At 48.9% G+C, this 21953-nt stretch carries 23 protein-coding genes; 5 read left to right on the top strand and 18 right to left on the bottom strand.

Annotation, left to right across the window (positions count from 1 at the left end):
- Positions 1-25 precede the first annotated feature (25 nt).
- Both LOZ80_RS34000 and LOZ80_RS33995 read left to right on the top strand, forming a co-directional pair.
- Positions 26-649 carry a hypothetical protein gene (locus tag LOZ80_RS34000; RefSeq protein ID WP_238168658.1) on the top strand — a complete coding sequence of 208 codons (624 nt, stop codon included), beginning with the start codon at positions 26-28 and terminating at the stop codon, positions 647-649.
- 332 nt (positions 650-981) lie between these two features.
- Positions 982-1428, top strand: a complete 447-nt coding sequence (locus LOZ80_RS33995; protein WP_238168657.1) for a c-type cytochrome — start codon at positions 982-984, stop codon at positions 1426-1428.
- A gap of 18 nt (positions 1429-1446) precedes the next feature.
- On the opposite strand, the gene acpS is transcribed toward LOZ80_RS33995, so the two are convergent.
- Positions 1447-1833 carry a holo-ACP synthase gene (gene acpS / locus LOZ80_RS33990; RefSeq protein ID WP_238168656.1) on the bottom strand — a complete coding sequence of 129 codons (387 nt, stop codon included), beginning with the start codon at positions 1831-1833 and terminating at the stop codon, positions 1447-1449.
- Positions 1834-2040: 207 nt separating this feature from the next.
- Between acpS and LOZ80_RS33985 the strand changes: the two genes are divergently transcribed.
- Positions 2041-3018 (top strand): aldo/keto reductase, encoded by a 978-nt coding sequence (locus tag LOZ80_RS33985; RefSeq protein WP_238168655.1) that lies wholly within the window; start codon positions 2041-2043, stop codon positions 3016-3018.
- 44 nt (positions 3019-3062) lie between these two features.
- Here LOZ80_RS33985 and nadE read toward each other — a convergent pair whose 3' ends face one another.
- From nadE to LOZ80_RS33900, 17 genes are all read right to left on the bottom strand, one after another.
- Positions 3063-3872, bottom strand: a complete 810-nt coding sequence (gene nadE / locus LOZ80_RS33980; protein ID WP_238168654.1) for an NAD(+) synthase — start codon at positions 3870-3872, stop codon at positions 3063-3065.
- A 175-nt stretch (positions 3873-4047) separates the two neighbouring features.
- Positions 4048-4485 carry a BrxA/BrxB family bacilliredoxin gene (locus LOZ80_RS33975; protein ID WP_189015809.1) on the bottom strand — a complete coding sequence of 146 codons (438 nt, stop codon included), beginning with the start codon at positions 4483-4485 and terminating at the stop codon, positions 4048-4050.
- A 106-nt stretch (positions 4486-4591) separates the two neighbouring features.
- Positions 4592-6238: a DUF4179 domain-containing protein gene (locus tag LOZ80_RS33970; protein WP_238168653.1), complete on the bottom strand. Its 1647-nt coding sequence runs from the start codon at positions 6236-6238 to the stop codon at positions 4592-4594.
- Positions 6195-6752: an RNA polymerase sigma factor gene (locus LOZ80_RS33965; RefSeq protein WP_238168652.1), complete on the bottom strand. Its 558-nt coding sequence runs from the start codon at positions 6750-6752 to the stop codon at positions 6195-6197. The genes LOZ80_RS33970 and LOZ80_RS33965 overlap by 44 nt, the downstream gene beginning before the upstream one ends.
- A 434-nt stretch (positions 6753-7186) precedes the next feature.
- Entirely contained in the window at positions 7187-7570 is a 384-nt protein-coding gene (locus tag LOZ80_RS33960; protein ID WP_238168651.1) for a DUF3905 domain-containing protein, read from the bottom strand.
- A complete protein-coding gene (locus tag LOZ80_RS33955) occupies positions 7567-8451 on the bottom strand; it encodes a prolipoprotein diacylglyceryl transferase family protein (RefSeq protein WP_238168650.1) in 885 nt (294 codons plus the stop codon). Before LOZ80_RS33955 ends, LOZ80_RS33960 begins: the two co-directional genes overlap by 4 nt.
- Positions 8452-8480: 29 nt before the next feature.
- Entirely contained in the window at positions 8481-9461 is a 981-nt protein-coding gene (locus LOZ80_RS33950; protein ID WP_238168649.1) for a substrate-binding domain-containing protein, read from the bottom strand.
- 9 nt (positions 9462-9470) lie between these two features.
- Positions 9471-11267: a cache domain-containing sensor histidine kinase gene (locus LOZ80_RS33945; protein ID WP_238168648.1), complete on the bottom strand. Its 1797-nt coding sequence runs from the start codon at positions 11265-11267 to the stop codon at positions 9471-9473.
- Entirely contained in the window at positions 11264-12880 is a 1617-nt protein-coding gene (locus LOZ80_RS33940; RefSeq protein WP_238168647.1) for a response regulator transcription factor, read from the bottom strand. Before LOZ80_RS33940 ends, LOZ80_RS33945 begins: the two co-directional genes overlap by 4 nt.
- Before the next feature lie 104 nt (positions 12881-12984).
- Entirely contained in the window at positions 12985-13959 is a 975-nt protein-coding gene (locus tag LOZ80_RS33935) for an ABC transporter substrate-binding protein (RefSeq protein WP_238173197.1), read from the bottom strand.
- 127 nt (positions 13960-14086) lie between these two features.
- Complete coding sequence (locus tag LOZ80_RS33930) at positions 14087-15088, bottom strand: ABC transporter permease (protein ID WP_238168646.1); 1002 nt, start codon at positions 15086-15088, stop codon at positions 14087-14089.
- A gap of 35 nt (positions 15089-15123) precedes the next feature.
- Entirely contained in the window at positions 15124-16626 is a 1503-nt protein-coding gene (locus LOZ80_RS33925) for a sugar ABC transporter ATP-binding protein (protein WP_238168645.1), read from the bottom strand.
- Positions 16627-16787: 161 nt separating this feature from the next.
- Positions 16788-17669, bottom strand: coding sequence for a polysaccharide deacetylase family protein (locus tag LOZ80_RS33920; RefSeq protein WP_238168644.1), 882 nt, complete (start codon positions 17667-17669; stop codon positions 16788-16790).
- Positions 17670-18056: 387 nt separating this feature from the next.
- Positions 18057-18743 carry a PspA/IM30 family protein gene (locus tag LOZ80_RS33915; RefSeq protein ID WP_238168643.1) on the bottom strand — a complete coding sequence of 229 codons (687 nt, stop codon included), beginning with the start codon at positions 18741-18743 and terminating at the stop codon, positions 18057-18059.
- Between the two features lie 3 nt (positions 18744-18746).
- Positions 18747-19217 carry a PspC domain-containing protein gene (locus tag LOZ80_RS33910; RefSeq protein WP_238168642.1) on the bottom strand — a complete coding sequence of 157 codons (471 nt, stop codon included), beginning with the start codon at positions 19215-19217 and terminating at the stop codon, positions 18747-18749.
- 7 nt (positions 19218-19224) lie between these two features.
- The gene (locus LOZ80_RS33905) at positions 19225-19881 is read right to left on the bottom strand and encodes a PspA/IM30 family protein (protein ID WP_238168641.1); all 657 of its coding nucleotides are present in this window, start codon (positions 19879-19881) and stop codon (positions 19225-19227) included.
- 41 nt (positions 19882-19922) lie between these two features.
- On the bottom strand, positions 19923-20219 hold the full coding sequence (locus tag LOZ80_RS33900; protein WP_189012431.1) for a LiaF transmembrane domain-containing protein: 297 nt from the start codon (positions 20217-20219) through the stop codon (positions 19923-19925).
- 228 nt (positions 20220-20447) lie between these two features.
- On the opposite strand from LOZ80_RS33900, the gene LOZ80_RS33895 reads away from it, so the two are divergent.
- Both LOZ80_RS33895 and LOZ80_RS33890 read left to right on the top strand, forming a co-directional pair.
- A complete protein-coding gene (locus LOZ80_RS33895) occupies positions 20448-21551 on the top strand; it encodes a metallophosphoesterase family protein (RefSeq protein ID WP_238168640.1) in 1104 nt (367 codons plus the stop codon).
- 169 nt (positions 21552-21720) lie between these two features.
- Positions 21721-21948 carry a spore germination protein gene (locus tag LOZ80_RS33890; protein ID WP_238168639.1) on the top strand — a complete coding sequence of 76 codons (228 nt, stop codon included), beginning with the start codon at positions 21721-21723 and terminating at the stop codon, positions 21946-21948.
- Positions 21949-21953 lie beyond the last annotated feature (5 nt).

The raw sequence follows: 21953 nt of genomic DNA, 5'->3' as shown, positions 1-21953 counted from the left end.
ATGGGGCACGTTCCAGTTATAATGGTTGAATGGACATGTCTCCATCCATTATACGAGAAGTGCGGAACATAAAACTAGAGGTGAATGTATGCAAAACACGAAACAAACCGATTTGGCCACCAAAAGAAAAGCCTGGCTTAGCCAAGCTCATGCCTTAATCCCGCTGTTATTTATCTGGGGCGCGGAATGGATGTTCAGCGCGATCATGGATTTCGCGATCTACTGGCGGGATCTGGATTGGTTAAAACAAGCCGCTTTCATCACGGCCGTAATAGCAAGCTTGGTTCAGATCTGGGGCCTGCGGAAGGACTTCCGCAAGGATGCTTCCGCCGAGCAGAGCGGCTGGGGCCACCCTGCGCTGCTGCTGCTGCCAGGCGTGCTGCTCATCGCAGCTATCGCGCTGCTGGAGGCCATTGGCGCCGTCACGCCACTGTTTGCGCCAATCCTGCGAGCGTTCGTCCTCGCGATTGGATTCGTACAAGTCGGACTCCTGCTCGGCAAGCCGCTCATGTATTTGGGCCTGTGGCTTTTTGCCTTAACCGCCCTGATGGGCGTGTGGTATTTGGGCTACTCTGCCGTCATCCTCGAAGGCATGGGCGGGATTAGTCTGATTGCCGGCGGGTACATGCTGCGGGTCTGGGGACGATAGGGCGAGAGGCGGCGGCGGATGAGCGAGCGTATGGATGAGTGAAGGTTGAGCGAACATGTGGATGAGCGAACTTAAGGTTGTTTTTCACTCTTATGTTGTGTGAATCGAGCGAATTCTTCACGTTAACGTTGTTTTTCAACCTCTCCGCCGAAATAAACAGTGATTTGAGGCAAACGCCTCGGCATAAGGTTGTTTTTCACTCTTATGACGAGGGAAATGAGAGCATTGGTCACTTTAACGTTGTTTTTCACGCTTACGGAGCGTGAAAACCTTACTTTAGCGATGTTTTCACGCCGCTAAAGCTTTAAAAAAAGGCGCATAGGAGGAAACTCATGCTAAAGATGAACAAACAGGCTTGCGCAGACGCCGCAAGCCTGAACGCAAACAAGCCGCGCACGGCGCGGCGTCGTATCACTGCCGCGCTCATCCTCGCGCCGATGGTGCTCGCGCTAGCCGCATGCGGCGGCACTTCGGGCAGCACTTCGGGCGGCAGCGCCACCCCGAAGGCCCCGGCCGCAACCGCTGCAAGCGAGAGCAACCCTGCGTACGTGAAGGCGCAGGAGCTCTTCACTACGAACAAGTGCATCAGCTGCCACGGAGTAGATCTGTCAGGCAAAGCCGGCGCCAAGACGAATTTACAAAAGGTCGGCAGCAAGCTGAGCAGCGAGCAAATCGCGAATCAGATCAAGAACGGCGGAGGCGGCATGCCCGTCTACAAAACGAAGCTATCCGATGAGGAAATCGGACTGCTCACGGACTGGCTCAGCTCCAAAAAATAACAGCCGGTCCTCGCATCTTTACACCTGTTCCACAATCGCATAGGCGGCAGCCATCGATTCCGTATGCGTAATGCTGATATGGATGCGGTGGCTGCCTATTAGGCCTGCCCGCAGCAAGGCCTCTTCCCGCACCTGGCAAACCGGTTTGCCTAGAGCATCCGGCAGCACTTCAATATCCTGAAAGCCAATTTGCTTGCCAATTCCGCAACCAATCGCTTTGACAATCGCTTCCTTGGCGGCAAAACGGCCGGAAGCAAACTCCGCAAGCCGCCCCCGGCGCTTCTGTGCCAGCTCTCTCTCTGGAGCCGTCAGAATCCGCTCCAGAAATCTTTCGCCTGACGAACCCTCGAGCATCTTGCGCAGTCGTGCTATCTCAACCAAATCTGTTCCGACACCTTTAATCATCGTGGCTATGCCCCACTTTTCTTCCAGCATTTTGGGTTCAATTTACATGATTCTGCGCCTGCGGTCAAGGCTCTCTGCCATTTTTCATCAGCCTGGCCTCCCCCCTGGTTACTTCAAGGTAAGTAAGTCACCCTATTTTCAGTTCTTCTACGTTCTCTAAACTGGGGGTATACTGAACATAGACTAAATTGCTAGGAGGCCAACAGAATGAGAATTATGCCGCTTGAGAAACGCGGAATCTCGAATAGCCGGATTGTTTTCGGTTGTATGGGAATTGGCGGAGAATGGAACAACGCCCCTTATACCAAAGAAGATTACATCATTGCTGAGAAAGCAGTGGAAGCTGCCTTATCCATAGGCATTACCATGTTTGATCATGCCGATATTTATAAAAGAGGCAAATCCGAATCTATTTTTGGCGAAATCCTCAAAAAAAGACCTGATCTACGCGACCAAATTATTCTCCAATCCAAAGTTGGTATTCGCTTTCAAGACGAAGTGAATCCACAGCGCTTTGATTTCAGCAAAGGCCATATCATCAGCGCGACGGATGGGATTCTACAGCGCCTCGGTGTAGAACATTTGGATGTGCTTCTGCTGCACCGTCCTGACCCGCTTATGGAGCCGGAAGAGATCGCAGAAGCCTTCAACACGCTGCGTTCCGCTGGAAAAGTGCGGCATTTCGGGGTATCCAATATGAGTTCTGCCCAAATTCGCTTCATTCAAAATTCACTGCCTGAGCCACTCGTAGTGAATCAGCTGGAGATGAGCTTGGCTCGCATCGACTGGGTTGAACAAGGCATCTTGGTCAATCAAAAGGACGGCCTCGGCGTGAACTTTGCTGATGGCATCATGGAGCATTGCCAAATGGCCGATATTCAAATTCAAGCTTGGGGCCCGCTGGCCCAAGGCAAATTCTCCGGCAGCGTGCCGGAAGATGCGCCTGACACGATCGCAAACACAGCCATTCTCGTACAAAAAATGGCTACCGAAAAAGAAACAACACCAGAATCAATCGTTCTGGGCTGGTTAATGAAACACCCTGCGCGTATTCAGCCGGTCATCGGTACATCCTCAGCTAAGCGTGTCCTTGCTTGTGAAGATGCTGTGCGCATTGCCGAAACCATGACACGCGAAGAATGGTACACACTGCTCGAGAGCTCCCGCGGCGCTCGCATGCCATAGATGAACAACAACCCCCGGCCACAATTGGCTGGGGGTTGCTTATTTTAGATACCTGGAATCGGGATCCGTTTATGCTCCGTTTTCAAATATTGCTTCTCCAGCTTCTCTTGCGCCTCAGCCGATATTTGCTTGCCTTCCAAGTAATCGCTGTTGTCGCCATATGTAATTCCCAGCTCATTCTCGTCCGTTTGGCCGTCCCATAGACCAGCTGTAGGCGCCTTATCCAGAACGCTCTGCGGAACGCCCAGCTTCGCTGCAAGGGAACGCACTTGGCGCTTGTTCAGCGTGCTCAGCGGTGTAATATCAACCGCTCCATCGCCATATTTGGTGAAGAAGCCTGTGATCGCTTCAGAGGCATGGTCTGTGCCGACAACGATCAGGCCCAGTTCAAAAGCCAACGCATACTGCATCACCATGCGCGTGCGCGCTTTGATGTTGCCTTTGCCGCCGCGGCTGACATGCTGGTGCACGCCGATATGCTTGAGTCCATACTCAACTTCAATGGCGATTTCATCGACAGCCTCTTCAATGTTATTCTCGATTTGATGTTTCAAATCGAACGCCTTCGCCACCGCATAGCTGTCTTCGATATCGACTTGCTGCCCGTAAGGCTGGAATACGCCAACGGTTTTGTACTCCTTGCCCTTCTCCGCTGTCAGCTCGTCCGTCGCTTGCTTGCACAAGCCAGCCGCTACCGCGCTGTCAATGCCGCCGCTGATTGCAATCAGCAGACCGTTGGCGTTTGCACCCAGCACATAATTTTTCAGGAAATCCACGCGTTTGCGAATTTCTTCATCAATGTCGATCTCCGGTTTCACGCCAAGCTTAGCAATAATTTCAGTTTGCAAACTCATGGTTCTCTCCACCTTTTTCTATCATTTGGAAAGCATCGTTCTTTAAGCTTCAGTATAGACTTTCGTACTGCAAATTTCAAAGGCCAGCCCTGTGCTTTTCCGGTAAAAAAAGAAAAAGCCCCCTTCGCAGCAACTGCAACTGCAAAGCGGGCCTTTCTTATGATGCTATTTGTTATTACTTACAGAATTCGTTGAAAGCACCGATCAAATCGCCAGCAATCATGTCAGCGGAACGATCTTCGATTTGATGACGTTGAATGAAGTGAGCCAGCTCACCATTCTTGAACAACGCGATGGATGGGGATGAAGGCGGGTACGGCGCCAAGAATTCACGCGCTTTCGCAGTTGCATCCTTCTCTTGTCCAGCAAACACGGTGTACGTGTAAGTTGGCAGTGTGTCGTTTTGGAGCGCTTTTGCCACGCCCGGACGACATTGACCTGCTGCGCAACCACAAACGGAGTTCACAACGAGCAGCAACGTGCCATCCTTCGATTTTTCAATCGCTTCTTCCACTTGCTCTGGCGTTAAAAGTTCTGTAATTCCCAGACGAGTCAAATCTTCTCTCATCGGTTTAACCATATCTTTCATGTACGAATCAAAAGACATTGCCATATGTGCCCCCCCTTAGGATTTAATAGTTAATAATAAAACGTAAATGGTATTCATTCTATTATACATCCGTTGGTGATGAAAGCAAAGTGCCGGCACGTCTATTCCATTAATTCGCAGGAATTATTTCTACCTTCAGAGATTGTTCGGGTTTCTCCGTATAGTACCAGAAGATGTTCAGCTCAGCTTCATTTTTCTCATAATTGGCATACATGTCGATCGCCCGATTATTGCCATCACCGTTGAAATTAGCCGTTACTGGCTTCCCAAGAAGCTCATCTTTTCCTTTGCCCATATAGGTCTGGTTCACACCGCCAAAGCTAGGATCAGCACTTTCGCTCTGCACGAACAGATTATTATCCTGCCTATAATAAGTCCATACAACTGGATATCCGCCTACCTGTGTCGTCAAGGTCTGTTTCTTTTCATTAATATTCGTGAGCCTAATCAGATCCTTGGCATCTTTATGTTCCTGCACTTGATAGGAAGCAATGAAGGCGATTGGCTTATCTGCTTTAATCTCCATACCGATCGGCCGTTCGAAGCGGTAAATGCTTTCTGTCGGATCCTTCTCGTTATGGGAAGACCCACCCGTCAATCGCACTCCGTCGATTTCCAGTTCATAATTCTTATATGGAAACTGAACGTATTTGTCATGGCTAACCTTAACTCGAATTTGCGTCGGTGTAATGAGCATTTCCTTCAACACCATCGTGATGCCTGAATCCTCCATCGGAATGTTCAGCTCACGCTTGATCGTGCCGCTAAGCATTTGCTTTCTGTCCAAATGCAACTGATACGTCCACGCCTCGTCCACGCGTCGAGTTTCTTTGGTGTAGCTCAGTTTATAACTAATTCCAGATGCCTTGAGTTCCTCCGTCTTAAAGGCTTGCTGGCCTGTATATTCACCGTGCTCCCCAGGTGTCCCGAATACATTATGGCCGTCACTTTTGAGAAGAACCCCGTCTTTATAGACAGCAATATTCGGGTAGGCCAACGCTTTGGCCTCGGGGTCGTTAAAGGTGATGGCCGATTTCAACAGCGTCTTCTCCCCCTGTTCAAAAGGCCGAAGCGTCAGATTGTCAATGCCGTCCTGATGAATCGCAAATGATCCTGTTTGACCGTCCATCGCATTGAAATCAAGCTCTCTCTCCACCGTCGTGAAAGAATGCAGTTTCTGCGCCGTGAACTGGACATCATCTTCGGACTGTTTGGGGGTCCACTCCGTTTCGAAGTAGCCGTTCATCGATTGGGTCGTTTCATCCCAGCGCTGAAACCTATTGCCTTCAATAACCTTTCCTTGACTGTCCTTCATCGTCACTTCCGTAAAATACATATCTTTCACGGACCCTTTCTGGGCGCTGAGGCTATATAAAATAACGGTACGGTTATCGTCTACAATCGCTTTATTGACTGTAAGCTTAATGCCTTGATGTGTAACAGATTGATCCATAACTTGGCCGAGTCCTTGCTGCAAAACAGCCTGAATCCCGCTGCGATGCGGAAATAAGCTCTCCCAGTTATACGTAAAGGCTGCAAAGACTGGTGTTGCGACCAAAATTGCCGCTGATGCTGCAAGAATTGCGACTTTGCGGTATCTTTTTTTCTTGGGCAAAGATAAATCAACAGCCTTAAGAGCCGATCTTTCACTGGGGAGGCTCGGTTCAATTCGTTCCCACATTTTATCGAAATCGGGGTAAGCCATCTCCTGATTATCGTCTAAAAACCGAGAAAAGGTTTGTTCTGCCTTGTCCATAAGTGCCGCCTCCTTGTCGGGTATCTACGCTATGCTTTTCTACCATGCGCCTCATCAACTGCAAGCTTTTGTTCAAACGCGATTTGACCGTTCCTAGCGGGATGCCAACGATATCAGCAATTTCATTCAAGCTGTATTCATTTAAATAACGCAAGGAGACGACAACTCTCATCTTATCGGGCAGTCGCTCTAATAGCTGTGCGCATTCCATGGCTGATTCCTTATCTGCAAGAATAGCTTCCACCGTCTTCTCCGAAGCTGGCGTGTGGCCTTGCTGCCATCTGAGACGCTTCGCATGATCGCGAGAATGCTTCTTCAAATGGTTTAAACATTGATTTACCGCGACTCGCAGAATCCACGTTTTCAAATATTCGACCTGTCGCCAATCGTGTCTGAACACGCTTATGAATACTTCCTGGCAGACATCTTCCGCATCTTCGCCATGCTGAAGCATGAAGTAACAGGTTCGATAGACTTCCTTCTTATACAGGTCGAATACGTCCTTTTCCGTCAATGCATTCACCTCTCTTTTTACACTATAAACAATCTGAGTCGATAAAAGGTTCATTATTTATGGGCGAATACATAAGAAAAACGGCTTCACCGGCCTGAGAGATCAGCCTCTTCTTATCGACAGACCGATTAAGGGAACTGTAGTCCGCTATTTAGGCAAATCGCAGGAAGGCGAGGGTCTTAGCGGAACTGCAGGGTCTTATTTCCACGAAAAGCGCTGAATTTCTCAGGAAACAGCAAAATAGCGTACTGTAGTTCCCTGAAGCTCGGGTTAAGGACTCTTTTTGCTAGAATAGCGTACTGTAGTTCCCTCCACCTCCATGGAGGCAGCTGGAATAACTCCACGTTCATGCCAAAACATATAAACTCTTATATCTAAACAAAAGGCCCACCGAATGCTCGGCAGGCCTCTTTGTTGTAAATTCGGTTGATTGGTCACGCCTCATCTTCCTTTTGCTTCGTGGTGCTCTCGCCTGGATCGAAAGAAACATCCTTATCGGGATGCGTAAATATACCGCCTTGCGGCGCGATCCCTTTTTCAAAATAGTCGCGGTTCTCAGCTGTTTGGAAGCCGATATCCTTATAAGGATGAACCCACTCATCCCCCGCCATAACCTCGGGATCGGTCTGGGCCGTCCACTGCTCCAGCGGGGAATTGTCGGATTCATATTCATGATCGCCGATGACAACGCCGTGCTCGTTCACGAAAGCTTCATGAGGACCGCGGCCTTGCTCAAATTGCGGGAGAAAATTAATTTCGAACGGGTCAAGCTCACTCTGTTCCTGAGCGGAGGCAGCCTTCTTCTGGTCCTTGCTCATGTCGATGGCCGGTTGGGACCGTCCAGTTTCTTATCAACAAAGCCCTCTTTCCCCGCTGGCGCGGCTTTCTCGCGCTCTTTGTTTTGCTGCTCTTGCTGAACTTGGGTTTTGGAATCATTTTGACTCATATTCATCAGCTCCCTTCTGCCAGTATTATGTGCCAAAGTTGGGAGAAGCATTCCAAGAATGATCATCAATAGGTACGCAAGCTGCGGTACGCTCAGGTAGACAACGGTTGCTTCAGCAGCCGCGAACAAGCTGGCCAGCATCCCCGCCGCGCCCCCATAAAGCAGCGAATATTTAAGCAGATTGCCTTGTCCAATCGAGTGTTTGCGCCATTCCCGCGCATGCTGCCAAATTAGTAGTGGTACCAGAAGAAACGCCGTATAAGCATGATAAGGGTGGAACCGAGATATCGTGCCTTCGGGGCCTATGCCCCACGGCAAATCTGTTGGCAATCCGTAGACTGGCAGTAAGGTGCAGACGAGAAACAAGGAAGCCGTCAGGCCCAGCGTGAATATATCCAGAAACACATAAAGCCGTATGGCATGTTTGCGCAGTTGAATATAGGTGTAGACACAAGCGAAGAGCAAGCCAAGCAAGATCTCCATGCTCGAACCGGACACCATAAGAATTTTCAAAGGACTCTTCCATAACATAGAAGGCTGCGTCAGCAGAATGCCTAGTTTCCAAGTCAGCAGCATGATGACAGCCGCATTAAAGGCAATGTCGCTTATAGGTTTGGCTTGCATATCTTGCGTTCGCCGCACTGACCTCCTGCTAAAGATTCCAATCATCCATAATCCCAGCATTGCCGCCAGCAATACAGCCACTAATTTGCCTTGCAGTTGAAGCGGTCCGATTTGTAACACGTCAGGCATTGCCGCCAGCCCCTCTCTTAACCATTATTTTACTTCTCAACGAAGGGAAATAACAGCTTTTGATTCTCGCTGGTGTACATATTCTCTTTGGTGATCACCTCTGATCCCGTATCTATATTCACCTTCACTTTCTTTCCCTCATAAGCCTCGAGTGCTGTTCTCACTGCTAAATATCCCATGTTAAAAGGTTTCTGCACGACAGTTGCTTGCAAAATGCCCGCTTCCAGAAATGCCACCTCATCCGTCGAGCTATCGAAGCCAATTAATTTAATCCGTTGTTCCGGATCAAGTTCCTTGAGTGCTCTTGCAGCGCCAATGGTAGAAACCTCGTTCAATCCGAAAATGCCGCGAATATCCGCATGCTCGGACAGCAGCTTTTTCGTCTGCTCATACGCTTTGTCTTCCGAGCCATTGCTGTATAATGTGTCTAAAACCTGTATAGACGGGTCCTGCGTCAAATGATCCCGCACGCCGTTTTCCCGATCCATCTGCGTCGTGGACGTTTTGACAAAGCTGACGATCGCATAGGTCGCGGGGCCCTGCACATAGTTTTTCATAGTTTCCACCGCTTTGCGTCCTGCCGCGTAGTTGTCGGTGGCAATCAAGCTAGCCGAAAGACCGCCTTCCAGCCCGGAATCCACCGTAATGAGTGTAATACCTGCATCGATAACTTTCTGCGCTGTAGGGACCAAGCGATTATAATCAGTAGCTGCGAGGATGATCGCTTTCGGCTTCTCGGTTATAGCCATTTCCAGCAATTTGATCTGCTCTTCAATATCAGACTCCGATTTCGTGCCGATGACTTTCACTTCCGTCTTATACTCTTTGGCTGCCGCGCTCACTCCTTGATTCAAGACACGCCAGAATTCCACATGGGGATCGATGGTCTTGGGAATGAGAATCATCGGCCGTTCTTTCCCCTCCAGGCCTTGTGATAAGACAACATACCCAGCCGTTATCAGGAGGATCATAATGACAGCAATCGCTACCGAGCCTACCCTAATTTTCAACCTGACACCTCAATTCTCACGATCGTTTTCATTAGGCAGGGGAGGCATATCCGGAATCCGCACAGTGACCGACGTGCCCTCTTCCCGTTCACTTTCAAACTGCAAGCCATAATGATCGCCAAAATAAAGCTGAATCCGATGGTTAACGTTGTGCAAGCCAAACCCTTTGCCTGACTCTGCCTGCCGTGTCTTGAGCATTAACGACTTGAGCTGCTCTTCGCTCATCCCTACGCCGTTATCGAGCACTTTGAGCTCGATCATCCCGTCCAACCTTCTTCCGGTGATATGGATATGACCACGTTCCGGCGAATGCTTTATCCCATGATAAATCGCATTTTCGACCAGTGGCTGCAAAATAATTTTCAAAATACGACGGTTCTGAATGTCCGGGTCCACCTCAATCGCGTAAGTAAATTTATTGCGATACCGGATACTTTGAATGGTCAAATAGTTCTCGATATGCTGCAATTCAACGGCAATGGGAATCAGTTCTTCCCCTTTGCTGATGCTTGAGCGAAGAAGCTTGGACAAGGCCGAGGTCATCGTGACCACCTCATCCACCTTGCCCATTTCGGCCATCCAAATGATAGAATCCAGCGTGTTGTATAGAAAATGAGGCTGAATCTGCGCTTGCAGCGCCTTCAGCTCACTGATCCGTTTCACCTCCTGATCCTCCAAAGTTTGGCTCATCAGCTCTTTGATTTTACCGATCATCAGATTAAAAGTCCGTGACAGCTTGCTGATTTCGTTCGCACCTTCCACATCGACCCGAATATTGAAGTTGCCTTTCTCCACCTGCTTCATATGGGCTTCCAGCACCTTGATAGGTCTGGTTAACGTGATAGACAACAGAATGGAAATCCCCAGCGCAATAATCAGCGCAATACCGCCCCACATCATCGAAGCCAGCTGCATGTCTTTCTTATTGCCGATCAGATCCCCTGCATACGTAACCCCAACAATTTTCCAGCCAAAACTAGATGTGCTGACGGTATAGATTTTATTCTGCTCCTTCTCCGGCGACGGAAAGGTTCCCTCTTTGGCTTGCATAAGTGTCGGCATATCCTCGGATTTAAGCCCCGAATAAATGAGCTGCTGCTGGGGATGGAAAATAAGATCTCCGGCTTGATCTAGAATGAATACGTAGCCCCGCTGCCCGAGCTGGATTTGATTGCATAGATCATTGATGACGTTATAATTCAAGTCTACCAACAGAACGCCGCTAGCGGTCCCAGGTAATGGATTCGGCATTGGCTTGCTGATCGAAACAACCCATTTGTACTCATCCTTATACAAGTGCTGAACATGAGAAGGGGAGATGAGCACCTTACCGCTGCTTCGACTTGCTTTGGCATACCAATCTTGCGTAATCAATTCGGAATAAGGTTTAAAATCGCTTGCTGGTCGCTCTGAGACTAAGGCGCCATTAGAGCCAGCAAATAAAATGGAAGCGATATCATTTCGCGAAGCAACAATGGATTGAAAGTAATTGCTGATCTGATTCGTGAGTTGTAACCCTTCAGGATCAGCCGGATTTTTCAAGGCGAGGTAACGCTTCAGGTCATTATTGCTCAGTGAAAGGGTTGCTATGCTTTCCATATTCCCGATATAGGTTTGAATGTTTTTATCTACTTGATCGATCAATTGCTTGGTATATGCCAAGGATGTGTCCGTAACGGCCACCGTGGATAGGCGATAAGCGCTGTAGCTTAAGATAACGGTTGTGCACAGAATTAAACAGGAGAACGCCAAGGCAATCTTCGTATGAATGCTTTTGAACTGAATAGGTCGGCTCCAGATTCTCATAGGCTCAACGGGCCTTTGTGCGCAGCTCTGAATTCTTTGGGGGTCATGCCTGTATTTCTTTTGAAAATCACGCTAAAATACTGCGGATCATTATAGCCCACCTTAGCGGCTAATTCATAGGTCTTCAGTTGCGAGGCCACCAGCATTTCCTTGGCTTTCTCCAGCCGATGACGGGTTACATACTCCACGAATGTCATACCTGTGTGGGGTTTGAATAAAGCGCTGAAGTAGCTCATGCTCATATAGATTTGGTTGCATACCTGCTGAAGCGACAATTGTTCGTCGGCATAATGCTCATGAATGTAGGCTACGGCTGCTTCCATCTGGGCTTGGGAAACCTTGATCCGTTTCTCCGTGAGTACTTCCACAAGTTCCAAACATAACGCTTCCAGCCATAACCGCATATCATCTAAGGTCTTCTTCCCATACAGCTCTGCAAAAGAATGATCCCCCAGCACGTTTGCTTCATCATAACCCGTTTCTTCCAAAACATTCATTAAAGCGACGAGCAGTTTATTCATTTTGCCGTAACAGCGGTCCATCAAACAACCAGCCCTCTTCATTTCGTTGATCCATTCACATACGGTTTGCGTGACAACGGCTTGATCCCCCGTTTTGATCGCTGAGATCAACCTCTTCTCCATATGCGTGTAGCTAAGATTATCGAGACTTCTCCCGAATTCCATATCACCGATCGAAATAATTCGATTCTTCCCAAGCAGGAAACGATAATCCAACGCAGAAATGGCTTCTTGATAAGATTTAGGCAAGTCTCGCAGCTGTCCATAGGTTCGTCCGAGGCCCATCGTAACCGTCATGTTCAAATATTTCTCAATGCTGTGCCTCACGTGCTCCGCAAGTGTCTGGCAAGTCAGCTCGATCTGCTGCATGTCCCCGGAGAGCAGGGCAATCAGCTTATCATCCCGCGTGCGGAATACGATGCCACCCTGCTCTTTTTCGGCAATTTCATGCAAAATGTTGTAGGCCGCAAAGCGCAGCAATTCTTCTTCGGCAGCTTGGTCATTGTAAGCCTTGCGATGAAACTCATCGATATCGAGCGCAAGCACCATATAGCCAGGCCCGCTCAGCGAGAGGCCAAACATCTGGAATTTACGCTCGATTTCAGCCTCCAGGATACATGAAGTAACCAAGCGCTCAAGAAAGCGCTCTTTGAGCAAGGGCATGCTCTCGTGAAACTGCCGGCGGAGAAAGCTAACATCCTCTCGCTGCAGTTGCTCCTCATCCAATTCCCCCCTTAATTTACGCAGAAATTCGGTGAATTCCGTGGCGTTGATCGGTTTTAACAGATAATCTTTTACTTTTAATTTAATCGCTTGCTTCGCATACTCGAAGTCCTCATAACCGGTTACAATGACCACCTTAATATCTCTGTAATTCGCCGAAATGAGTGAGGTAAGCTGCAATCCGTCCATGAATGGCATGCAAATATCCGTGATAACGGCATCCGGCTGCAACCGCTCCACCGCTTCGTACGCATCTCTGCCGTTATCGAAATCTCCGATCAATTGAAAGCCGCAGGCGGCCCAATCGGTCTTTCGCTTGATGCCTTCTCTTACTTCATCTTCATCGTCAATTAGGATGATTTTGTACATGCGGGATTCACCTCTGATCGATATCAAGCGCTAAGTTCATTGTACACAGCCATTCCATGACATGACAATAGAGGCTGCCCTTTGGGAGCGCAGCCTCTTTCATTTTATTCGTACAGCAGCGGCTTAATATCAGCGGCATCGATATTCGTTTTGTCGTACCAATGGAAGCCAGTATCGATGGATTTGGGTACGGTTTCCCCTTTAATTGTTTGTACCGCCGCCTTGACTGACCAATACCCGATGCCGATCGGATCCTGCGTAATGGCACCGGCCATTTTCCCGCTGCGGATCGCATCCATCTGCTGCTTGCCGGAATCGTAGCCGATGATAATGATTTTGCCTTCTTTCTTCAGCTCTGACACTGCGTTGATGACACCGATAGCTGAACCTTCATTAGCGCCGAAGAAGCCTTTGATATTAGGGTGTGCTTGCACGATAGCCTTGGCCAAATCGGTTGATTTCAGCTGATCGCCACCGCCATATTGCGTATCAACGATTTTGATTTTCGGATATTTCTCTTTGATCCGATTCGTGAAACCATCCCGGCGATCAATCCCCGTACGGCTGGTTTGATCGTGTACGACCAACGCGACTTCGCCTTCGTTGCCGATGAGCGCAGCCATCTTATCCGCCGCAAGCGCAGCAGCCGCTTTGTTATCGGTGGCGGCCGTCGTCACCGGAATATCGCTGTCGACACCGGAGTCGAAGCCGATGACGGGAATTTTGCCGGCTTTCGCCTTCTCCAGCAGCGGCGTAGCGGCTTTGCTATCGAGCGCTGCGAAAGCGATCGCTGCTGGCTTTTTGCCAAGCGCAGCCTGCAGCATTTCAATTTGCTTATCCACTTGGCTTTCTGTTTCAGGACCTTCAAACGTTATTTCGACGTTGAATTCTTTCGCTGCTTTCTCGGCGCCCTGTTTGACCGCCTGCCAAAATTGGTGCTGAAAGCCTTTGGAAATGACAGGGATATAGATTTTATCTGTCTTTGCTGCCGCAGGAGCTGCTGTGGATGCTGCCGGAGCGGCGGTTGCCCCCACTGTTTTGGTCTCTGTTGTTTTGGCACCGCAAGCCCCTAACATCATGGCCGTGACTACCAATAAGGATGAAACTACCGCAAATTTCTTGTTGCCCTTTTGTCTTTGCAAGTTCGATCTCCCCTAACGTTTCATTTTGGTGTGTATGTGACTCCATCTCGGAGCAGATACCAGCTTATTTCTTGCGGCGCCGCATCATATCTGCGTACACCGCCAGAACAACGACGATGCCTACGATAACGGTTTGCCATTCTTGCTTCACAGACAAGATGCGCAGCCCGTTGGTCAGCACGCTCATGATGAGCGCTCCGATGACGGTTCCGAGAATGGAACCCTTGCCGCCGCTTAGGGATGTGCCGCCAATGACGACGGCGGCGATCGCTTCCAACTCATAGCCAGAGCCAAGGGCTGGCTGAGCGGAGTTCAGCCGGGAAGCCATCATGATGCCGGCGAGACCGCTGAATAAGCCGGTCAGCGAGTAGATCACGATCTTCCAGTAATCCACATTCACGCCGGAAAGCCTTGTGGATTCCTCATTGCTGCCTAAAGCGAAGTTATAACGTCCGATAATCGTTTTGGATAACAGGATGCTCGCAATAATGGCAGCTCCGAAGAAAACTAGAATGGCATTCGGAATTTCGAGACCGGGTATCACTTTGCTGATGACAGAACCCATCGAAATCTGCGAAAAGACAGGCGTATCGTTAAAATAAATCGGTTTCGTTCCCGAAATAACCAAGGACAAGCCTTTGGTCACCATCATCATCGCCAGCGTAGCGATAAATGGCGGGATTTTCATTTTGGCGACGAGCAGGCCACTGATCAGGCCGCAGACAGCGCCGGTGAGAATGCCGCCGATGATGCCCAGCGGCATGGGCATGTGCCACGTCGTAATGATCACACCGGCCATGACGGACGAGAAGGTCATCACGGTTCCGACTGCCAGATCGATACCGGAAGTAATGATGACGAAGGTGGAGCCCAGTGCCAGCACGCCGATTACAGCTGTTGAGAGCATGATCGCGACAAGGTTGTCGAACTGAAAGAAATTGCTTGAAGCGGCTGAGAAAATGATCATTAAGATAATTAAACTTGCGAAAGCGAGCAGTTTCTGGGCAGCTCCTGTTTGGCTGCGTATGGTTGGGACTATTTTTTTACTTTCCAGCCATGTTGACATAAGATTCCTCCTAGATTCCTCCTGAACTGTTTCGACTAACTAATCCGCATCGTTGCGTAGGTCATAATGGCTTCCTGTGTAGCGTCTAGCCGATTCAATTCGCCCGTGATCCGCCCTTCACACATCACCATGATGCGATGACTCATTCGTAATATTTCCGGCAGCTCGGATGAAATCATAATGATCGATTTCCCCTGTGCGGCCAGTTCATCCAGCAGCTTATAAATCTCTGTCTTCGCCCCAACATCAATGCCTCGCGTGGGCTCGTCGAAAATCAGAATATCGCAATCGCGCAGCAGCCATTTGCCAATAACCACCTTCTGCTGATTGCCGCCTGACAGAAATTTCACTTGTTGATGAATGCTTGGCGTCTTAATTTGAAGCGCTTCCACGAAGTGTGAAGCAGAATGATCCATTTTAACGTCGTTCATCCACCCCAACATGCGCTTTACCTTGCGGTAAGAAGCAATTGCAATGTTCGTCTTTACATCCATATCAACCATCAGCCCAAATCGCTTGCGGTCCTCGGATAAATAGCCTATCCCGTGCTTCACGGCATCATGCGGGGCTTTGATCTGCACGCTGTGCCCGTGGATGAGAAGCTCGCCGGAGTCAATCGGATCGGCTCCGAATATCGCTCTGGCCACTTCCGTTCTGCCCGCTCCCATCAAGCCCGCGAAGCCAAGAATTTCGCCTTTCGCCAGATGAAAGCTGACATCTTTGACCGTGGAGCCGCGGTTTAGATGCTTGACTTCGAGCACCTTAATCTTCGATGCTTCGATCTCTTGCTGCTCGGAGGAGACGAACAGTTCGCGTCCTACCATCATCTTGATAATTTGATCAATGGAGGTATCTTGGGTCCGCACCGTATCGATATAGCAGCCATCGCGCATCACCGTGATCCGATCCGTGATTCGCTTGAGCTCTTCCATCCGATGTGAAATATAGACAATGCCCACACCGCGCTCTTTCAGCTGCCCGATGATGCGAAACAGTTCTTCGATCTCCGCATTCGTCAGCGCAGCCGTCGGTTCATCCATAATAAGCACTTCCGATTGGAAGGATAAGGCTTTGGCAATCTCCACCATTTGCTGCTTCGCCACGGTCAGCTCGGACACTCTGGTTCGGGGATCCAGTTGGAGATTCATCTCACTTAGGAGCCGTTGCGCCTGCTCATTCAGCTTCCGATCATCAACGAACAGCTTCATGCCCTTTCTCGGCTCTCGGCCGATAAATATATTCTGGGCAATCGTCAAATCCGGCATCAAATTGAGTTCTTGATGAATCATCGAAATGCCCAACTGCTGTGCTGCTCGCGTATTGGGCAAGTTCACTTCCTTGCCTTTGAACAAGATACGGCCTTCATCTTTCTGATAGACACCCGTTGCAATCTTCATCAACGTAGATTTCCCAGCGCCATTCTCGCCGACAAGCGCATGCACTTCACCAGCAGCTAACTCCAGGCGACATTGATGGAGAGCGTGCACGCCCGGAAAATGCTTCTCAATTCCTTCCATACGAACTAGGAACTCACTCATGACCTCACCTCGTACCTTGTCATTCATCTTCTGTGATATAACGCTATTGTATCTTCTATTTACTGGGAAAAGAGTGGATAAATCTCTTCAAAAACGTTGAAATTCCTCTGATTATTCAGCATACAAAAGAACCCGCCAGCAGAAAATCTCTGTCGGGTTGCTTATGGGGTCATAAATTGAAACGTAAACGAGGATCTATTCAATGTGTCAAAATGGAACCCAGCCGATTGCAGCTTCCCAATGACGACAGGCAGGGCTTCGAGGGTTGTCGTCTTGTAAGTACTATCGTGCATAAGTACGATAATGCTTTTCTTCCCGCGGCTCGCGCTGACTACGGAATCAATAATCATGTCCCGTTCCTGCACAGGCGCAGCGGCATCCGTTGAGCTGACATTCCAGTCAAAATACTGGTAGCCCTCTGCTTTTACCACTTGTGCGACTCTGCTCATGATGCCTCTTCCCCCAGGCTTCCAACTCAGGTGATTATTCGACCCTCCCGGAAAGCGCAGGATATCAGGCCGATAACCAACCGTCTCCTCGAGCAATTGGTCGAGCTTATGGACATCCTTCATGAAAGCTTCCGGTGATCGATAGATACGGTTATAGTCATGCGAAAATGTATGATTGCCAAGAGCGTGGCCATCGGCAGCAATTTCCCTATACAATGTCCTGCCTTCATTGGTATCTGAACCAACAACGAAGAAAGTTGCTTTGATACCGTAGTTTTTCAGAATGCGAAGAATTTTCCTCGTGCTATCAGATGGACCATCGTCGAAGGTGAGAAACGCCGTTTTGCCTGACGAGGCATCGATCGGCTTATGTGGCGGCCCCGTGTAGAAATGTCGAGATTCTACTAGATCCTCCGAGTAAGCTTCGGCAGACAGCCGGTTCGGATTCGGTGGAGCAGGTAACGCGTGATTAGGTGCTAGCTGCTTCGGCGCCTGTTCGATAGTTGGGTGTGTTCCCGAACATCCGACCAAGGCAATGCAAATGCTTACCCATGTGAAGTATTGTTTGCGTAACTTTTTGCGCATTTCACCCATGCCACTCTCCCCCTCGCTGCTGTAACTGAGCAAATCTGCAACTTCACCCAGTCACCCCCTTAGTATGGCTTACTTGCCTTTCGACATTAAAACCAATATTTCCCGGGAAATTTGGAAAATGGACAGGGATTTGCGTGAATCGGGCAGAAATTGAGAGAATTTTCACATATTAAGGAAGGCCCTTCGTCGTACATGCTTGTGCGGATGCGTTAATGGAATAGGAGCCTCTGGGAGCTTCTATTTGCGATAAAATGGTGGTTTCGTCCCGACTAAGAGTCTCAAGGGACTCTTATCTGGCACAGATAAAAAAAAGGAGCGATCCCTCAGGCCATTAATGCCATGGCTTGGGGACGGCTCCATACAATTCAATGCTTATAACCGAGAGAACTACTCAACTTCTTTAATGTTTAATTTCTCTTTCAACAAGTTCAACTGCTCATCCACTTTCGCTTGCTTCGCTACATCAACTGGTGTATAGCTGCCTACTGAACCAGCAGGCACGTATGGCTTGCGAGCGATTTCTGCTTCCACTTCCAGCTGGATGATTTTCTCTTCCATGCGTTGGAAGCCGCGGGATGCGCTGCCGCTTTCGATGACGCCACTGTAGGATACTTGGGCCATTTGTTTTTTGGCTTTCGCTAGTTGAGCGCGGGAAACGAGCTCATTGCGTTTGTTCCGCATTTTGTAGAATTCATCTTTCATTTCGTGCAGTTGTTGCGTCAATTCATCCGCATGCGCTTTAGCGGATGCATGTAGATCTGTATACTCAACGATTTTATCTTCGTGATACAATTTTTCTTCAACGGCTTGGCGAGCTTGCGCTTCTTGGCCGTTTTTGATGGCTGCAGCTGCTTTGCCTTCACGGTCAGCAACCAAGCGTACGGATTCTTCCAAACGTTGTTTCAGCTTGCGCTCGCTTGCGATTTGTCTGGCAACTGTCACTTCAGCCTGTGCAATTTCTTGCTCCATATCGCGCAGATATTGATTCAACATAACGATCGGATCCTCGATTTTATCCAATACCTCGTGAATTGATGCTTTTGTCATATCCTTCATTCTTGTAAATACTCCCATGGTTTACACGTCTCCTTTTTTAATATCAATTGTTGGTTTTTGTTCAAAACGAGCGACTTTGGCTCTCAGTTCTTCCACTTCTCTTTGCAGCGCTTTTTTCTCAATGTCTTTCATCATCTCATCGATGTTGTTCGTCGGTACACCTGCATTGTACGGGGGGGTATTATAGTTCGCAGGCTGCTGTGGCGCTTGATGAGGCGGATATGGCTTATGTCCGTTCCAACCTCCGCCACCGTTATAGTTTTGACGGCCATATGAGCTGGCATAAGGATCGTACGGTTGGTCATAGCCAGGTTCCTTAGGAATCACAATTGCCGCTATGAAGTAGATGAAAATGACCGTACCTCCGGTGAAAAATGTCGTAATGACCACTAGCAATCTTAATAATGTTGCATCTACATTCATGGCCTCGGCGAGTCCGCCGCATAAGCCGGTAACTTTTTTATCTCTTCGTGAGCGGTAGAGTTTGCTCATGATCTTATTATCCCTCCTGCTTCAGTCTATTTCGCAGAGCTTCCAGCTCCGCATCTACGGCTGGGTTACCCCCGCTGTAGTAGCTTTCACGTCCCATTCGGCGTACATCTCGAAGCGTTTTTGCCTGTAACTCCATATCGGATACGCGCTCTTCCAAGCGTCCGAACATCCGCGGCGCTCCGTCTTGCGTCACACTGCTGCGGGCATGCAATCTTTGCTGCAACCGCGCGGATTCCATTCGGGCCAAGAAGTAGCTGCGTTTATCTGCCACTTCTTTGTAATCAGCCTTGAGCTGCTGCAGATCCTCATCCATATCGAGGATCGACTGCTTCGCTTGCTCATATAGCTCACGGTACTGCTCGCTCTTCTCTTCGGCTTGCAATTTCTCTTGCAGCACAATGCGTGCCATATGTTCTTCGCCGGCTTTCAAGGCCAGAAGCGCTTGATGCTCGCGCTTCTCTTTCGTTTCCAGCGCCGTCAAATATTGCTGGCGGAGCGAAGCGGCGTGGCTGACACATTGCTGATACAGCCTCTCAGATTGCTGAAGCTGCTCACGCTGTGCAGCTAAGTACTGGTCAATCAAGCGAACCGGATCTTCGGATCGTTCCAAATGTTCATTCAGTGATGCCACGGTAATGTCTCTCATACGCCTTAATAGGCTCATCTCTCATACCACCTTTTTCACTCTCTGTTTGTTGGTTCAACTTACGCGGTTCTTCTTGTCAGCATCGATACTCCGTAGCCAATCAACCCGATTGCCAGAAGAATGATGACCCAACCAGCTAATTTACCCAGCAGGATGACCCCGCCGATTCCTGCAATTAACCAACCAATTTTGCTGCCGCGCTGAATGCCGACATAACCTAGACCCACCATTGCGATCGGGATCACATATCCCATCACCGAGCCGATAAACGGTCCAAGGTGAAAGCCTAGTTTATTTAACAAAATCAGGGCACCGAATGCGATTAGCAGAGCGGCTAAGCCTGTATTTCTTTTCATCGTTTCGTCACCGCCTTTCGTTTATTTGTTGTGCTCTTGTTCATGTCTTTATTCTAGGTAAAAATGAAGCTTTCCAAAACGGACCGCAGGCGGTATTTGATCCTAGACCTTAGTCGGGGCGCTTCTAAGACCTCCATAAACATTATGTTTATACGACACGGATACGGGTTAAGTACTTTACAAACGAAGTATCGACAAATTTCGGATGCGAAAGGCGGAAACCCTCACATGAAATCAATGAAGCTATCTAATGGACGAATACATACGAAGTCGAACCTAAGATCCGTGGTGATCCGGATCTTGCTCTTCTCGTTATTGGTGCTGCTCCTCCCAACCTATGCCTGGGAAGCAACCGCAACGGCTCCAGCTACACCAGCAGCGACGCAATTGCAATCCTTAGCACCTCTGACTATTAAGAAGCTGCAGATGCCCATAAGCACTGAGCCATTGTTCTCTTTCTCGGTGCTGAGCGATGTGCATGTTGGCGCCAAGGATAAGGATTCACAGGAGCGTTTCCGAGCAGCACTAGCCGATCAACTGGCTATCCGACCGGACAGCAAATTAATGGTTCTGAACGGTGATCTTACGAATGGCATCAACAATGATTACAAAAGTCTATTCAAAATCATGTATGAGTTCACCCTCCCGCCTGTTCATGCAACGATGGGCAACCACGAGTACTACGGCTTATGGGAAACGAAGCAAGAGTACTTGGATACAAGCAAGCTTCGTACGGATTGGTCCAGCAGACAAGCCATTAACTCCTTCCAGCAAATGTTCAATTACGATAAGCCCTACCATGAACTGGTCATGGAGGATTATCATTTTCTGTTTCTCAGCGGCGAAGCCTATCAGGATCTAGATGCCAGTGTCAAAGAAGATGCCTACTTATCCCCCGATCAACTGGCATGGTTCCAAGCCAAACTTAAGCTTGCTGCTGAAGCCGGTCCGGACAAGCCTATCTTCGTATTCCTGCATCAGCCGCTCGTCCATACATTAGGAGGTTCCGACCAAGATCTTGGCGTTGTTCAACATGAAGAACTGCGGGCGATTCTTAACCAATATCCGAATATTGTCTTCTTCACTGGCCACACGCATTGGAACCTAGAAACGACGGAACAAATCAAGCAATTACAATTCCTTGCCGTGGGCAGTTCATCCGTGAGAGAAGTCTGGAATGACCACAATGAACCGGAAGGCAGCAAGGCCAGTCAAAGCTTGGTCGTCGATGTCTTCGCGGATCAGATTGCTATCCAAGGACGCGAACATTCGGAGAAGCGTTGGATTGAGCCTGCTTTTGTGAAGAGGTATAGCGAGAAAAGCAGAAGCTAGCTACTCAACTCTAACTTCATCTAACGCATGATAAACCTAGGCTGTGTGGCTAGGTTCAGTGGTTCAGCCCTCTTGCACCCTGCGAATTGGCAACAAGGAACAAAGTCACGGTGACAGTTAGGCTTCCGTATACATACAATGGGTTTAGAGCGGAAAGGGGGCGGCGGCAATGCCGGCTGTTGTCTATGGAGGTATCAAAATCAATAGTGTGAATTCAGGATCGAATGTCCAGATCGGAGATACCGCCTTTATTCGACTGTCCAGCAATAGCAAGTACTATGCGGGAGCCAATTCTTTTTCCCCTGGGGATAGTTTTGGAAGTAATCAGAACATTGTCGGCAATACCAATACGATTGATCCAGATTTAATTGATAACAATAGCAATAATATTGTATAGAAAAA

This window comes from Paenibacillus sp. HWE-109 (assembly GCF_022163125.1).
In the GTDB taxonomy this organism is placed as follows: Bacteria; Bacillota; Bacilli; order Paenibacillales; family NBRC-103111; genus Paenibacillus_E.
Note: the sequence above shows the minus strand (reverse complement) of the source record. Positions and strands in the feature narration are given on the sequence as shown.